This window comes from Desulfovibrio sp., assembly GCF_014803725.1.
Taxonomy (GTDB): domain Bacteria; phylum Desulfobacterota; class Desulfovibrionia; order Desulfovibrionales; family Desulfovibrionaceae; genus Desulfovibrio.
Genome location: NZ_JAAVBE010000039.1, coordinates 1 through 16,210, shown reverse-complemented (window position 1 = coordinate 16,210; position 16,210 = coordinate 1). Strand labels below are relative to the sequence as shown.

12 protein-coding genes are annotated in these 16,210 nt (G+C 48.1%); 4 read left to right on the top strand and 8 right to left on the bottom strand.

Annotation, left to right across the window (positions count from 1 at the left end; genetic code table 11):
* The first annotated feature begins 149 nt into the window (after positions 1–149).
* The 4 genes from HDR50_RS12365 to HDR50_RS12350 are packed head-to-tail and all read left to right on the top strand — an operon-like array spanning position 150 to position 6,273.
* Positions 150–617 (top strand): hypothetical protein, encoded by a 468-nt coding sequence (locus tag HDR50_RS12365; protein ID WP_291358594.1) that lies wholly within the window; start codon positions 150–152, stop codon positions 615–617.
* Positions 602–2,410, top strand: coding sequence for a site-specific DNA-methyltransferase (locus tag HDR50_RS12360; RefSeq protein WP_365817769.1), 1,809 nt, complete (start codon positions 602–604; stop codon positions 2,408–2,410). Before HDR50_RS12365 ends, HDR50_RS12360 begins: the two co-directional genes overlap by 16 nt.
* On the top strand, positions 2,410–5,079 hold the full coding sequence (locus tag HDR50_RS12355; RefSeq protein ID WP_291358593.1) for a DEAD/DEAH box helicase family protein: 2,670 nt from the start codon (positions 2,410–2,412) through the stop codon (positions 5,077–5,079). Before HDR50_RS12360 ends, HDR50_RS12355 begins: the two co-directional genes overlap by 1 nt.
* A gap of 24 nt (positions 5,080–5,103) precedes the next feature.
* Positions 5,104–6,273, top strand: coding sequence for a hypothetical protein (locus tag HDR50_RS12350; protein ID WP_291358592.1), 1,170 nt, complete (start codon positions 5,104–5,106; stop codon positions 6,271–6,273).
* A 478-nt stretch (positions 6,274–6,751) separates the two neighbouring features.
* Here HDR50_RS12350 and HDR50_RS12345 read toward each other — a convergent pair whose 3' ends face one another.
* The 8 genes from HDR50_RS12345 to HDR50_RS12310 all read right to left on the bottom strand — a co-directional run bounded on the left by HDR50_RS12345 (position 6,752) and on the right by HDR50_RS12310 (position 15,937).
* Positions 6,752–7,012, bottom strand: a complete 261-nt coding sequence (locus HDR50_RS12345) for a type II toxin-antitoxin system HicB family antitoxin (RefSeq protein WP_291358590.1) — start codon at positions 7,010–7,012, stop codon at positions 6,752–6,754.
* Positions 7,013–7,177: 165 nt separating this feature from the next.
* Positions 7,178–7,501, bottom strand: coding sequence for a type II toxin-antitoxin system PemK/MazF family toxin (locus tag HDR50_RS12340; RefSeq protein WP_291358588.1), 324 nt, complete (start codon positions 7,499–7,501; stop codon positions 7,178–7,180).
* Positions 7,488–7,745, bottom strand: coding sequence for a hypothetical protein (locus HDR50_RS12335; protein ID WP_291358587.1), 258 nt, complete (start codon positions 7,743–7,745; stop codon positions 7,488–7,490). Before HDR50_RS12335 ends, HDR50_RS12340 begins: the two co-directional genes overlap by 14 nt.
* A gap of 750 nt (positions 7,746–8,495) precedes the next feature.
* Positions 8,496–9,164, bottom strand: coding sequence for a hypothetical protein (locus HDR50_RS12330; protein WP_291358586.1), 669 nt, complete (start codon positions 9,162–9,164; stop codon positions 8,496–8,498).
* A gap of 46 nt (positions 9,165–9,210) precedes the next feature.
* Positions 9,211–12,045 (bottom strand): site-specific DNA-methyltransferase, encoded by a 2,835-nt coding sequence (locus tag HDR50_RS12325; RefSeq protein ID WP_291358585.1) that lies wholly within the window; start codon positions 12,043–12,045, stop codon positions 9,211–9,213.
* On the bottom strand, positions 12,038–15,175 hold the full coding sequence (locus tag HDR50_RS12320; protein ID WP_291358584.1) for a BPTD_3080 family restriction endonuclease: 3,138 nt from the start codon (positions 15,173–15,175) through the stop codon (positions 12,038–12,040). The genes HDR50_RS12325 and HDR50_RS12320 overlap by 8 nt, the downstream gene beginning before the upstream one ends.
* A gap of 151 nt (positions 15,176–15,326) precedes the next feature.
* Complete coding sequence (locus HDR50_RS12315) at positions 15,327–15,662, bottom strand: type II toxin-antitoxin system HicB family antitoxin (protein WP_291358583.1); 336 nt, start codon at positions 15,660–15,662, stop codon at positions 15,327–15,329.
* Between the two features lie 2 nt (positions 15,663–15,664).
* Positions 15,665–15,937: a type II toxin-antitoxin system HicA family toxin gene (locus tag HDR50_RS12310; RefSeq protein WP_291358582.1), complete on the bottom strand. Its 273-nt coding sequence runs from the start codon at positions 15,935–15,937 to the stop codon at positions 15,665–15,667.
* Positions 15,938–16,210 lie beyond the last annotated feature (273 nt).

Sequence of the window (16,210 nt, the reverse complement as noted above, 5' to 3'; positions counted from 1 at the left end):
CTGAACCGCCAAGCCATTTCCCGAGATTGATGATTGTCCACCGAAGATTGACCCAGCGCATTTTCTTGTTTAAAAAATGTCTTGACAATCATACTGATAGGGTGGCGGTTCAGTAGACAAGCTTGCCACCCCATCTTGCGGGGTGCGCTATGCCAAGGCTTACCGATCAAGAAAAACAGGAAATTTTGCGCTATCTGGAAGAGGATAAGCCCCTTTCAGATAAGTATCGGTTCCTCCTTTTTGAAGATAAGCGCGAAGTCGAACTTGTCTGGAACGGCAAATCCAACGAAGTTTGCAACGTGGTACTGCCATTTCAGACCATTGAGCAAATTGACGAGCCCCGCAAGGGTACAACATGCGATTATAAGCACAGTCTGCTGACACTTGATAGCCGTGGGCGGCAGGATAAGGGCTGGACCAACAAGCTCATCTGGGGCGACAACAAGCTGATATTATCGTCCCTCAAAAATGGCCCCATGCGTGAAGAAATCGAGCGCCAGGGGGGCTTAAAACTCATCTATATTGACCCTCCCTTTGATGTCGGGGCTGATTTTTCGATGGATATTGAAATAGGTGAGGAAACCTTTACAAAAAATCCAATATTCTTGAAGAAATAGCATATAGGGATACTTGGGGAAAAGGAGCCGATAGCTTCATAAGTATGATTTATGAAAGGCTGCGGCTCATGCGCGATTTGCTCGCTGAAGATGGTAGCATCTATGTACATTGCGATTGGAGAATGAATAGTTATTTAAGAACGATACTTGAAGAAATATATGGTAAAGATAATTATATTAATGAAATTGTCTGGAAAAGATCAGATGCAAAAACAGACTCACAGCAAGGAAGTCTACATTATTCAAGAGTAAATGATAGTATAATATTATTTAGAAAATCAAATATGCAAATTTGGAACCCACAATTTATACCATTATCCGAGTCATATATAAATAGTTTTTATAAATATACTGATGAAAATGGTAGAAAATATAAGCTTGAGAATATGTTAGGCCCTGGTGGGGCAAAAAAAGGAAATCCAGTTTATGAAGTGATGGGCATCACACGACCTTGGCGATATTCTCCTCAAAAAATGGCTGAATTAATTAAGAAGGGTTTGGTAATCCAAACCAATCCGGGCACCGTCCCGATGCAGAAAAAGTATTTAGATGAGAGTAAGGGAGTTCAGTTAGGAACATGGTGGGATGATATAAGTATGATTAGGGGATGGTCTGGGGAAAAGACAGGATATAGAACACAAAAACCGGAAGCTTTACTAGACCGCATAATCAAATCTTCCTCCAACGAAGGTGATCTCGTCGCAGACTTTTTCTGTGGTTCCGGAACCCTCCCTGCTGTTGCGGAGAAATTGGGGCGCAAATGGATAGCCACCGACTTGGGTAAATTCGCCATCCACACCACACGCAAGCGACTTCTTGGAGTTCAGCGGCAGCTCAAAAAGGAAGGTAGGCCCTACCGCGCTTTTGAAGTCCTCAATCTCGGTAAATATGAGCGCCAGCACTATGTTGGCGTGAATGAAAATCTGCGCGAGGAGGAAAAGCGCATACAGCGGGAGGAAAAGGAGGCGGCGTTTCTAGACCTGATTCTCAAAGCCTATAAGGCAGAGAAAGTCGATGGCTTTGAGAGCTTTCAGGGGAAAAAACAGGGGCGCATGGTGGTGGTCGGGCCAATCAATGTGCCTGTCAGCAGGCGTTTCGTGGAAGAGATTGTCCTGGACTGCCGCAAACATCATATCACCAAGGTTGACCTGCTTGGGTTTGAATTTGAAATGGGACTTTTCCCAAACTATCTGGATGAAGCCAGAAGAAAGGGCGTTGATATTCAACCCAAATACATACCCGCTGAAGTGTTTGATAAACGCGCAGTGGAACGTGGCCAGGTCGTTTTCCATGACGTTGCCTATATCGAAGTGAAGCCCCACTACCGCAAAAATGAAGTAGCTGTAGAATTGACGGATTTTTCTGTCTTTTATTCGCAAGATTCAACCGCCGAAGTCTCTCTCAAGGAAGGCAAAAGTAAAATTATTGTGGAGCGCGGGCAGATTGTGAAAATCAAAAAGGATAAGAAAGGGATTGTCAGCCGCGAGCAGCTCACTAAAAACTGGACGGACTGGATCGATTACTGGTCGGTAGATTATGATTTCGAGTCAAAGCGGGAAATTATTCGTATAAAAAATCCTGAGACGGATGAAATTGAGGAACAGTGGACAGGTGACTATATTTTTGAAAACGAATGGCAGTCCTTCCGAACCAGGCAAAACCGCAAGTTAGAACTGAAAAGCGCCTATAAGGAGTTGCCATCAGGAAGGCATAAATTGGCGGTCAAGGTCGTGGACATTTTCGGCAATGACACCATGACGATTGTTGAAGTTAATGTGGGAGGCAAAAAGTAATGGCCCTCCATCCCGACTTCCCCACCTCACCGCATGATATTCTTGATCCGAAAGTCCGTTGGTTTCCTGCGGATGAATCCCAACGAGATGAAATGGCCAGGCTCATGCCTCCCCTCGTACCAAAACTACGTGAGGCAGTAAGGGCTTTCCGTGAGAACGATTACTCAGGTGCGAGCCCAACCAGTAAGTCGCTTTTAAATTGGTGGTTCAACGAGCCTCATCTTCTTGATAACAGTGACGATGTCCTCAAGGAATTCAAATATTACTTTGCTCAGCGCGAGGCTCTTGAAACCATTGTTTATTTGTATGAAGTCATTGGCGCAAAAGACAAGTTTGACCTGATGCGGTTTGACGCTTCGGGCATGGTCAGCGCCAATATGTTTGATGAAACGTGGCGGCGCTATGTGATCAAGATGGCTACGGGGAGTGGCAAAACCAAGGTCATGGCCCTTGCCTTGGCCTGGAGCTATTTTCATAAGCTCTATGAGCCTGACTCGCAGCTTGCCAGAAATTTCTTGATCGTTACGCCCAACATCATTGTCCTGGACCGTATTTATAAGGATTTTCAAGGGCTACGCATCTTCTTCAAGGACCCCGTCTTGCCGGAAAATGGCTATGACGGGCGGAACTGGCGCAATGATTTTCAGCTTACATTGCACAAGCAGGACGAGGTGCGAATCACCAGGCCCATCGGCAATATCTTTTTGACCAATATCCACAGGGTTTACGCGGGCAATGAAAGTCTGCCGTCCCCTGGTGATGAGGACAGCCGGGATTATTTCTTGGGTGCAAAACCTGTGGGGGCGACCACAGATTCCAAAGTCGATTTGGGGCTGATCGTGCGGGACATCGATGAGCTTATGGTCATCAATGACGAGGCCCATCACATCCATGATGCAAAGTTAGCCTGGTTTAAATCCATAGAGGACATTCATAACCAGCTCTTGCAGAAAGGTGGGGCTTTAAGCCAGCAGCTGGATGTGACGGCAACCCCCAAGCACAACAATGGCGCGATTTTCGTGCAGACAGTGGCTGACTACCCCTTGGTAGAAGCCATTGCTCAGAACATCGTCAAGCATCCTGTGTTGCCCGATAAGCCAAGCCGGGAAAAATTACAGGAAAAGCAGTCCGCAAAATTTACTGAGAAATATGCTGACTATCTTAACCTTGGCGTGACCGAATGGCGCAAAACATATGCCGAGCATGAGAAAGTCGGCAAAAAAGCCATTCTTTTTGTCATGACCGATGACACACGGAACTGTGATGAAGTAGCTGAATATCTTCAAGAAACTTATCCGGATTTGAAGGATGCCGTACTGGTCATTCATACCAAGGATAATGGCGAAATATCCGAGGCGTGCACTGGGAAGAAAAAGGAAGAGCTGGAGCGGCTGCGCGAGCTTTCCAATAGAATTGACGATGTCGATAATCCCTATAAAGCCATTGTTTCCGTTCTTATGCTCAAGGAAGGCTGGGATGTTCGCAATGTAACCACCATTGTGGGCTTGCGAGCTTATTCCGCCAAGAGCAATATTTTGCCTGAGCAGACCCTAGGGCGTGGCCTGCGTAAGATGTATTCGGCAGATATGGAGGAGTATCTCAGCGTCATAGGCACGGACGCCTTTATGGATTTTGTGGAGACCATTCAGGCCGAAGGGGTGACGCTCGAGCGCAAGCCGATGGGCGATGGGAGTGCTGCTCAAGCCCCTCTGATTATTGAGATTGATAAGAGTAATGTAAATAAGGATTTGGATGCCCTGAATATTGAATTACCTGTGCTTACACCGCGCATTTATCGGGAATATAAAAATCTTGAAGATCTTGATGTTTCATCTTTTGGCCATAAGAAGATACCATATGAGGAATTCACCAAAACAAAGCGGAGCATGATTGTATTCCGCGACATTACAAACGAAAAAATCACGCATGTTACCACACTCGATTCATCAGGATTTGCTGATTATCGTAATGTTCTTGGCTGGTTTACAGAAACCATCATGAAAGAATTATGCCTGTTTAGCGGTTATGACGTGCTCTACGGTAAGGTGAAAGCTTTTGTAAGGGATGAGCTGTTTGATCGTCCCGTTGATTTGAACAACGCCAACACCTTACAAAATCTCTCAAAGCTCGCTGCTACACGAACGCTTATTGAAAGTTTCAGGAAGGCCATCAACTCCCTGACGGTAAAAGATAGGGGGAAAGCTGAAATACGGGAATATCTCAACCTACTGAAGACCCGACCTTTCATGGTTAAGCAGCAGGAATCGTTCATCCCCCAAAAGAGCGTATTCAACCGTATTATCGGAGATAGTCACTTTGAGCTTGAGTTTGCGAGGTTTCTGGAAAACTGTCCGGATGTGCTTGCCTATACAAAAAATTACCTTGCGATTAATTTCAAGCTTGACTACGTTAACAGGGACGGCAACATTTCTCACTATTTCCCAGATTTTATTGTAAAATTACCGAAAAATCGGATAGTCATAGTGGAAACGAAGGGTAATGCTGACTTGGATACGCCGCTCAAAATGGAACGGCTTAGGCAATGGTGCGCGGATGTAAACCAGTCTCAGAACGAGAACACATATGATTTTGCTTACGTAGCGGAAAAAAATTTTAAAAAATATCGGCCAAAGATTTTTGAGCAACTATTTATTGGCCGTAATGGGTGATATTGCCACCAAAGAGGGTAATGAATGGCATCGTATAGAGAAAAATTCGAAGAAGAAATGGGGGTTATTAAAAGCACTGCGCTTAATGAAATTAATACATTTAATGATAGATGTACAGAATTATTAGAAAACTATACAGAAAAATTGTCCACTATTGAAAATGAGTTTGCTAAACTTTCAAAATACGAAGCTACCTGCCAAGATTTATATAAGAAAATCTCACAAGTTAATGAGCAGACAAACGCTCTATTAGATGAAATAAAAAAGACACGAGATGAAATATTTGTTGATCCATCCGATGAAGAATTTTCTATACTTAATGATATTAAAGATTCGCAAGAAAAAATTACTTCTATTTATGATAAAGTAATAAATTACAACAAAGAATTATTTGGCTATAGAAAAAAGACTCAAACTCCGATTACGCAGCAGCAGTTTGCATCAATAGAAGCGCCAGAAGAAAAAGAAACAAAGGATGGTAAATTTTTCAAGGTATCATATACTGATGTCCCTGGCGTAAAAGAGAAAATAGAAGAACTCATTTCGGCATATAAAGCATTTATTAAAACAGATGAACAGAATGTAAATAATCGAGAACGCGATACAGAACAAAAAATTAATTCTTTATTGAAAAAAATAGAAGATTTATTGCCTGGTGCAACAGCAGCAGGATTATCTGAATCATATAGTAAAGCAGAAAAGAGTGCTCGAAATGCAACTAAATTATGGATTATATATTTTATAATTTCTATATTTTGTTCTAGTTATATGGGATGGCTTATGTTTGATAATGGGATAATTAAATTTAATGATGATGTAACATTTACTAGTGCAATTATCCAAATGCTTAGAGTTCTTTGCTTTGAATTTCCATTTATTTGGTTCGCGTGGATAGCGAATATTAAAATTTCACAATATATGCGTCTTACAGAAGAATATAGGCATAAATGGGCGATGATGAGGATATTTGATGGCATGAAGACAATAATTAATGAAAATGATAGTGAGGATGCTATAAAAACAAAGGCACAATTTTATCATTCGTTACTTATTTCCTTTGCAGAAAACCCGAGTAAATCTTTAGATAAAAAATATGAAGTAGAAGGTCCATTTTCTACAGTTAGCAATGCGCTTAATAACATACTTCCTCAAAAAAATAAAAATAATAAAGAAATAATCGATGGAGATAAATAAGAAATTATTATGGCCTATCCTAGCTAAGGAGAAATTGCAGGTAGGAAGTGGAGGCTGATTAAAGCTACTTTGGCGGGGTGTGAAAGGGCATGCGCGGGGGGGATTTTCCAAGAAAATAGCGATTTTCAGGTTACTGAAACCCAATGGGAGAGTTTATACGGCTATTTTTCCCCAATGCCCAAACTGAAATACTCATGGGCTTCATAGTGAAACGCGTCGAGGCCGACTGAACCGACTACACCGATATGTTCTAGGCATATAATACCTTGGATGTAAGTGATTTCCACCATCGTAAAATCGATCTTCAAGATTGGTTACAAAACAAGGAAATCATATTAATTGGCTAGCAATTTTGGGAAACTAGACAAGGCGGCATCTACACATGTTCAATGAAATAAAGCCTGAATACTTTTACTGGTTCCGGGGAGAGGGCAAATAGCGCTTCAATAGCGGCAATCATTTGTAGCTATTAACCAAGCTAAATTCTTGAGTTAAACAAGCAAGGCATTACCATTAAATAGGACAGCGCAAAAAAAGATTTTTCAGGTGTGACCCCAATCTCCTTGCAAAGTAGCAGATACTCTTCAACAGAATCTGATAGTGCTTGCTTCAGCTCCTCAATGGAACGGCCCTGGAAGGAGATAACACCCTTAATGTTCAATATCACCCCGTAAAAATAATCACTCTCTAGATCATACTCAACACGTACTTGACAGCCTTTATCGGTAAGTGTATCCATGATATTCTCTTTATCAGTCCATTCTTTCGCCCTTTGCTATCCGTCCTCTTCCCCAGTAGCCAGCGGTATCATTGGGGTTATGCCATAAACTATCTTACAAACCTGATATAGCAGTATGATCGGATCTATACGATTCATCATTGCCCAGTATAGGGGTATAAATTGTTACCTCAGCCCCAAGATGACCTTCATGGACTCCACCAGCAGTGTCAGATCCGCATCGGAAAGCTCGCCAATCTTCTTTCCAAAGCGCTTTTTATCCGCCGCACAAAGCTGGTCGCAGACAGCCACTGAAGTTTTACCCGCAGAAGGCAGTGGGATGACAATAGGAGGACGCGGCGTTGCCGATGTGGAGAGTGGTACCACCACAACCGTGCCTCTCGCCCTGTTCAGGGCATTGACCGTGAGAATGACGGCGGGGCGGCATTTCTGGATCTCCTTGCCTTGCGACGGATCAAAATTGACCCACCAGACTTCACCGCGCCGCATCCTGCCCCTCCGTGTAGTCGGTCCCACGAATGCCATCAGCTATCAGGCCATCACGCCACTCCTGCATTTCAGCATTCAAGGCTGAATCTTCCTCCACAGCAAGAGCCACCTGGTAGAGCGGATCATCTTCTTCGGGAAGGGCCTCCTCCATCAGTTTTGCCACAAAGGCGCTCCGCTGCCTGGGCGGCACAGCCTGTCGGAATCGGGCGGCCAACGCATCGGGAATATGAAAAAGCATTTGCATATCTTCACTCCATTTTCAATATCAATATTGATAGCTAGCGAATTTGTCAAGCCTTCCGACTTGCGAACAAGGATGTCGTGGACTCCGCGAGCTCTCACTCCGTTGACATCCCCCTGCCAACTGACGCAAGTAAATTGTTCATTGACCACATTTCTTGGCATAGGTCGGAAGCCTTAGGGGTTTCCCCCAGCATTGATGAGCGAGTTCTTCAGCGCGTTCTATGGGTAGCTCTGGCCGATATTCATTCCCGTCTTACAAGGCCGATTCCGTGGCTTGTCCTCCCCACCCACGGAGCGTCTAGAAATGTCCACTAGAGGCTTTTAAGATTTTTCGATTTTGTAGGTATATTTGTGGGTATAAAATAAATTTACAAAAATAAATACTATAATTTCAAATGGATGTCAAAGCAAATTTATTCCGTTGGTGACGCCAAGAAATATCAAGGGGTTAGCGTAAAAACTAACCCCTTTTTCATTTGTGGGGAAAATCTGCCCCACACTCTGCCCCACAGATTTGCAAATTCTTTGGGAACCAAGGTGGCAGTCAGAGAAGAAAAATTCACATAAATTTAGGACAAAGTGGGTGAAGAGGAGGAATAGTTATTTATTTTTCTTACTGTAAAACATAGATAAATATATGGAAATCTATTTATTAAAAATCATATTTTGTTATCAGTAGACTGACGGCTATCGATTGAGCTTTGATAAAAGATTATGAGATGGCTGGGACCTCAATTTAAAATATAAGAACTCAATCCCTATTTTCGTCAGGGGCAGCTTTTGTCTCCGAATTTCTTTTTTTCTCCCTTTCCTCCTTAATACCCTGTATAATAAGCAATGTACATAAAATAAGTAAGGATAATATCATACAAAAAAACCAGGGGTTATTTATATTAAATAATACAAAATTTGCGATTGACGCACTAACTCCATAATAAATCTCACCAACATCAACTTTTCCAGAAACCTCTTTAGAGTTAAGCTGCAATTGTTTCCAAGTCACAGATGGAAAACCCTCGGCCCATATATCTAGTTTCACAGAGGTTTCAGGACGTAATGACTTGATTTCAACAAAGTTTTTCTTATATTCAATTTCTGCGACGTCTGATGTACATTTTGCAGAAATAATATCAGCTGGGATGGCGATCCTTACACTAGATGCCTCTCTATCACCACTATTCATAATTGTACACTGCATAAAATACTTAAGGGAGTATTTAATGTCTTCTCTTTTATCATTCTTTTTTAAAAATTCACTTTCAAGGGGGGTAAGCGGAACCCGCAAAGGGAAACATTGAGCATATAGCTTAGGATCTTTAGGATGTGAATAATGGTATAGAGTAAATAATCCGACCACAATCCCAACAACCAAAGAAATTTTTCCAAGCCACGAAAAAAATTTATCAGAATTTCCACTCATAATATTTACTCCGGCATAATATTTTATTGATAATTGATTGGCGAAATTATTTACAATTAAACACTTTCATCACTTCATCGCCTAAGTGATTTATCACTTTCACGGCAATGTGTCCATTTTTCGGCTTGGGGAAGGGGCGGGAGATGTCGCTATGGAGGCTTTCCCAGGCGTCGCGGTCGATTTCTGCTTTCAGGGTAGTTTTCAAGGCCTTGTAGGGATCGTTCTGGCCGAGGAAGTAGGCTTGGCGGACAAAGAAGCTCTGGCCGTTGTAGTCCGTATCCACGAACCAGCAGGCGATGTCGCCGGTGTTGTCGGAGCGGATTTCGCCGCTGTTGGGGTAGTACACGTCCACACCGTTGATTTTGACCATTATCTGGTCGGTCTCTTTCCCGTCCTTCGTTTCGGGGAGGATTTCGATGTCGGGCTCGCCGAAGATGACAAAGAGATTCCCCTTGCCGGTATTTTTGAGCGCCTCGGACATGTGGAGGTCGGCGTTCATCCGGGCCTGGAGGATGGGCAGGCGTCCCAGTTTGGAGAGCTCGGTGGCCTGTGCCTCGAAATTGAAGCCGCAGGCAATGAGCAAATCAAAGCCCGCTTCACCCGCTTCGACGGCGGCGCGGGTGAGGTCAACCCTGGCGACGGTTCCAAATTCCGGGCCGATGAAGATGGCGGCGCGTTTTTCGTTGTCGCCTTCCTGGAAGCGGCCTTCGGCGCAAATCATCTCTCCGGGCCACGGGGCAAGGCTCGTGAAGTTGATCTTGCCTTCCTTGTGGGCCTGCTGGATGCCTGAGGTTTTCAGGTTGTCCAGAATCATGTCCGCAAAATTGCGACTGTCGTCCCCTGCTGCGCTGGCCTGCGGGTCCAGCAGTTCATCATCAGGGCCGACGCCCAAAACCCGGTGCGGGGAGATGGATTCCACCGTAAAAGGTCCGGCAACGCGAACCTTCTTTTTATCCTCATAGGGCTTATCGTAGAGCGATTCAAATTCGGCGCTCGCCGCGATGGCCTCGTCGATTTCCTTTTGCCGGGCGGTACGGGCTTTCCACCAAGCCGCAAGCGTAGCGGCTTCTTCCTTGCTCCAGCCCTCACCGGCCTCACGGGGGATTTCCCATTCCTCCCAGAGCTCGCCGCGCAGCTCATTGAGTTTTTTGCGCAAGGGCTCAAGCGTTTTCTGCCACTTCTCCCAGATTTCATCTATGCGGGGATTATTGGCAATGGACTTGAGGGTAATGTGCGGCACACGCTCATAGACAAAGCCAAAGCTGAGATTGTTGCCATAGGGCCGGGACGCGAGGAAGCCCCACAGTTCTTCTTCCTTGGCCGCGCCTTCCGCGCTATCCGCCAAGAGATAATAGGGATAGCGCGCGCCCATGAGCCGGGCGCGGGCAAGAGCCAAGGCAACGCGGGAAGTATCAATGGTTATCCAGCGCCTCCCCCACTGCTCGGCGACATACGCGGTTGTGCCGCTGCCGCAGGTTGGGTCAAGCACAAGGTCGCCTGGGTCAGTTGCCATGAGGAGGCAACGCGCTATAACATTCGGCGTTGTCTCCACAACATATTGCTTTTTCTCTGCAAAACCACTTCTTCCGGTGTCATTCCATGAATTATCTATGGCTGTAACGGGAAAATCATTCCAGTAGCGTTTGTATCGGAGTGTATTTCCCACTAGCATAAGTCTATTAGCTTTATTGAGTCTATTTAATCCGCTTCCATCACTTCCTGTTTTCCAATGAGTATTTGGTGGACAGGATACAACACAATTTTGAAATTTATATTTATTGTCAATAGTTTCCTTGGATGCTCCTGAAGAAAATAAGGTGTCATGCGCAAGTATCTTCGCAGAATTTTCTATCGGCAGGATACCTGCCCTCTCCTCTTTTGACATTTGATAAACTTTAAAAGAATTATCTTTAGATTCCAATAGAGTATATTGCGATGAACCACCATCGCCAAAAGGTTTATTTAGATAAATTTTATTATATTTAATTTGACTTTTATTTTTTGCATACCATAAAATAATATCAAATGCTGATGCTAAAAGATTTGAACTTTGTCCCCCTGTAGTTCTAAAAGTTATTTGGCTAACAAAATTACCTCCTCCAAAAATCTCATCCAGCAATTCCCGCACATGATGCACATTCTCATCACCAATCTGCACAAAAATACTGCCACTTTCCTTCAGCAAATCTCGGGCGACAATGAAGCGGTCGCGCAGATAGCTCAGATAGGAATGGATGCCGTCCGCCCAGGTATCCCGAAACGCCTTGACCTGCTCCGGCTCCCTGGTGAAGTTTTCCAGCTTGCCGTCCTTTCCGTCACGGCTGGCGGTGGACCACTGAAAATTGGAATTGAACTTGATGCCATAGGGCGGGTCAATGTAGATGGCCTGCACCTGGCCCCGCAGGCCCTCGCGCTCGGCAAGGCTTGCCATGACTTGAAGGGAATCCCCCAAAATCATTCGGTTGGTCCAGTTTTGCTCATGCTGGTAAAAGTCCGTCTTGTCGGCATCCGAGGGAATACCGTTGAAGTCGACAAAGAGGCTGAGTTGGTATTGGGCCGCTTCCGCCGCAAGGCCGCCGTCAATCTTTGACTGGCTGAGTTTGAGCAGGTCTTCCACCAGGGCCTTGGGGTGGATTTTTTCCTGAATATAGAGCGGCGGCGCTTTGACGGTGAGGGTTTCGTCGCCATCGTATTTGCCGCGCCAGACAAGCTGCGGGTCCAGGTCCGGATTGCGCTTCTGGTAGGCCACCTTCACCGGGGCCTGCTGCTCCTGCGGCACCAGGGATTGCAGCTCGGAAGTGGGGATATTGGGGCGCTTGGCTTCCTCATGGGTGAAGTTTTCAACATGGTGGATGGCGGTGGATTTCTTTTGCTTAGCCATTGAGGAGGCCCTCATCGGTTTGCGGTTGCTTGCCTGCGCGCAGTTGTGCGATGGCGTCGGTCAAATCTGCCTCAATGGCATTGTAGCGCCGAATTTCCATGAAGGCCCAGCGGCCAAAGTTGCCATTGGCATTGATGCCGGGGATCCAATACTTTTCCATGGCAGCTTTTTTCTGCACAGCATCCTCGCCGCGATAACCCTTGATTTCCACCACCAAGTGGAGGGGATCGTCCTTGCCATGCCCGTCATCCACCAGGAGGATGAAATCCGGAATATAGGTCTTGGGGATGCCGGCCAGCCTGTAGGGCACTTCAAAGCCCAGGTTATGGTTTTTGACATAGGCCAGGATGTGATTGCCCTTTTTTTCCGCCACGCGGCAAAGTTCATTTTCCCAGTCGCTATCGGTAACGATATAATTCAGGTGGCACTTACGGCTGTCCGTTGTCCACAAGGTACGCTTGGAGGTGGTGAAGTTGACGTAGCGGGTGGAGCCTTCGGGATTGTAGGGGTCAAGAACCACCTGGACCGGGTTGCTCTGCTTAAAATGGTTGGTGATGGCATCGGAGATTTTTTCGCAGGCTCGGTCGGCAAGCGCCTTGTAGAGCAACTGGCCGGGGAAGGTATGGCCCTCGCACTTGAAATACTTTTCCAGCCATTGGGCCGTGATTCGCTTCAACTGCCCGTAGAGGTAGTATTTGATGACGCCCTCGCCGTCCCGAAATTTTTCCAGCAAATGGCGGGTGAGATACATGAGGATGGTATTGTGGCGCACCATCTCCAGATGCTCGATGGTGAGGTCAACTGATTCTCCGATGATGCCGGAATTTTGGGTGTCCGTCGCTCCGGTCATTTCCTGCGTCAGCGTGAGGTAGGATTCATCGGTGAATTTGGCCTGCAATTTGTCCGAGGGCAGCTCGGCGCGGTAGCTGGACACGCGGGGGAAGGTGATCTCCTGCGCGTCGCGCTCCGGGCGCACAGCGTGGACGCGCGTCATTTCCTTGGGCGGCGCGGGCTTGCCAATGGTCGGCTTGGCGGTGAAATCAAAGGGAATGCCCAAGATGTCTGAATACTCCACATCAAAAAGGCGGTTTTCATTCAATTCATAGGACTGGCGGCGCAGGGCGCGGCCGATGACCTGCTCGCAGAGGAGTTGCGAGCCAAAGGCGCGCACGCCGAGGACGTGGGTGACGGTGCTGGCGTCCCAGCCTTCGGTGAGCATTCCCACTGAGACCACGCAGCGGATGCCCGCGCCAAGCTGGTCCTTCTTGCCCACGGTGTTCATGACTTCGCGCAGGATGGCGGCCTCGGACAAGGGCTTGCCCGCCTGCAACTCGGCAGCCAGTTTGCCGCCGCGCTGCATGATCTCGCGCTTGAAGCGGGCTATTTCATCCCTGGCGGCATCGGCAAAGTCGGCCTCCAGCACATCGCCGCGCTCAAGCTGGACAGAATCAATGAGCAAGGTGTGGGGGCGCACCAGGGGCTCGCCATTGTCGTCAAAATTGCGGAACAGCGGGAGGCGGCCCTGCTCGAAATGCTCGCTGCCATCGGCAAGCCGGCGCTTGAAGCCGGAAATATACTCATAAACCAGTTTTGAGGTGGAGGTGTTGTTGCAGACCACGATAAAACAGGGCGGCACGGAGATGCGCTCCCGCTGCCACAATTCAAACACCGTTTTATAGTGCCCATAGAGCGCTTCGAGCGCGGTTTGCAGGGGCATGGGGAGAGCGAGCGGATCGTAGGAGGAATTTTTGCCCTTCTTGGGCATGTCCTTTTTGATGGTCTCCCACAGGTTGCGGAACATGGGCACTGTGGTGTTGGGGATATTGTCGGACACGGGCACGCGGGGGAGCTTGACGATGCCGGACTCAATGGCATCCATGAGGGAAAAATCGCTCACCATCCAGGGGAAGAAGGTACCTTCCACATAACCGGAGCCTGAGAGAAAGCACGGCGTGGCCGACAAATCAAAAACGCGGCTGATGCCCATGTGCCGCTGCACCGCTTCAAGGCCGGAAATCCAGATGCGGGCGGCCTCGCGGCGCTCGTTGGCTTCCTTTTTGGCATCGGCCCTGTCGCTGGCGGCGACTTCCTTGAGTTCCTCATCCAGCCGGGCGTCCGTATCGGGCCTTTCGCGGTAGCAGTGGTGGGCCTCGTCGTTGATGACAACGATGTTTTTCATGCCCGTAAGTTCCGGCATGACGCGCTGGAGCATTTCGCCTTCGCTTTCCAGCGTTTGCAGGGGCTGCTCGCGCCAACCCTCAAGGGCCGCGCGGGTGCCCTTGGAGACATCCATCTTTTCACGGCGCTTGAGCGCGTGAAAATTGGTGATGACGATGCGCGCCTGGTTCAAGTCGCGCAGCATGTCCGGCGGGACGAGCTCACGCGAGGCATAATAGGAATTGGGGTCATTGGGCTTGAGAACCTGGAGGCGGTCGCGGATGGTGATGCCCGGGGCGACAATCAGGAAGCCCTTGCAGAACTTGGCGGAGGATGTGCGCAGGGCATTGAGCGTTTGCCAGGCAATGAGCATGGCCATGACGGTCGTCTTGCCGGAGCCAGTGGCCATTTTCAGCGCCAGACGCGGGAGGCCGGGATTGGACGCATGGGAGGCATCCTCAAAAAAGTCCAGATACCTTTCTTTGTACTTTTTGGAGCGCGGGGCCACTTCGGTGAGCCAGATGGCAGTCTCCACCGCTTCAAGCTGGCAGAAAAAGGGGCGGATGCCGCTGAACTCGTGCGTGCGCCAGTATTCGAGCAGGCGCGCGGTGATGGGCGTGACTTTCCACTGGTCTTTGGGCAGCTTGCGCCACGCGGACACATGGTTGCGAATCTCGTTGATCAGGACCTTCTGGTACTCCTGCTTTTCATCGGAGATGTCCGCAGCGGTTTGGTCAGTCAGCAAGGTGCCCTGAACCTGGCCTTTGCGGACTTTTTTCGGCTTGGGGATGGGGGTGATGAAGTCAGCAGGACGCCGATACGGGAGAATTTTTTGGGTGGGCTGGCGGTTTTCGTCCAGCTCCCAATGGCGGGTGGGTTCCTCGTAGGGGGAATTGAGGATGGGCTGGCTGAAAAACAGGTCAGAATCCGATGAAGGAGCTGCTTGCTTGGTGTGGGAAACCGTTTTTGCCATGCCTGCCCTCCATTGAGCCATATACTATTCCATATAGTGTTAGCGTCAATAGGGCAAGCGCGGAGGGGCCAGGGGTGCGGGGAAGCGGAGGGCCAGCCGCGTCTATATGGATAAGCCGGGCCGACAGAGGTGAGGCTGGGGGTGCGCCCCGCTAGGCGTGGGCCGCGCTGTCTTTGAGTGCGTCAACAACCCACGTATTCAGGCTTTTCCCGGAGACGGCTGCCGCCGAAGCGATCATGCGGTGGATTTCCGGGGTCATGCGAACCGTAAGACGGCCGGAATAGGGCTTTTCTGGTTCTATGCCCCGCTCACGGCAGACTTCAAGCCATGCGTCAACGGAACGGGCAAACTCTTCCCGAAGTTCCGCAGTGGTTTTTCCATAAAAGGTTATGGGGCTGGAAACATTGACGACGCAGCCGAAAAAGCTGTCAATGTCCGCATCATAATCAATTTTTGCCATAAAGCCCTTATGTTCCATCGTTGCCATTGCTATTTCCTCTCTGGTGTATAGCCCAGGCTTGTGAGCCATTGGCGGATGACATTTATCGCGCCCTTGTCCGTCATGGGCGATGGATGCGGCCTGTGAAAAACGGCGGGCATCTCGCCCGGAAAGATAACGGCAACGCGGGAGCCTTCCCGCTCCTCAATTTCCGCGCCGAGCGCCAGGAACAGGGTTTCAATGTCTTTCCAGCGGATAGTGCCGCTTACAGGCCGCCGGAAGATGGCTTGTAAGGCGCCGTGATGTTTTCGGCTGATGTCCATAAGGAGTTAGTGTCATTTTTTGGTGCTGACGTCAATGGGGGCCGGTTCCAGACTGGCTTTTGCTCGCTCAACAAGCGGCCTTCCCCCTCCATGATACACATGAGCCATTTGTACTCCCTACTCATTTTTTGATCTGCCGGGGGCCCATTCTTGGTATTGACCCTACCCCATTCATGATACCAAGGATAAGTTAGTGGCTCCTGTCCGGTTTGGGGGTTGATGGGCTGCCCGATAAGCCGCCGGGCTTTGCCAGCCAAGGGCGCTGTGGGGGCG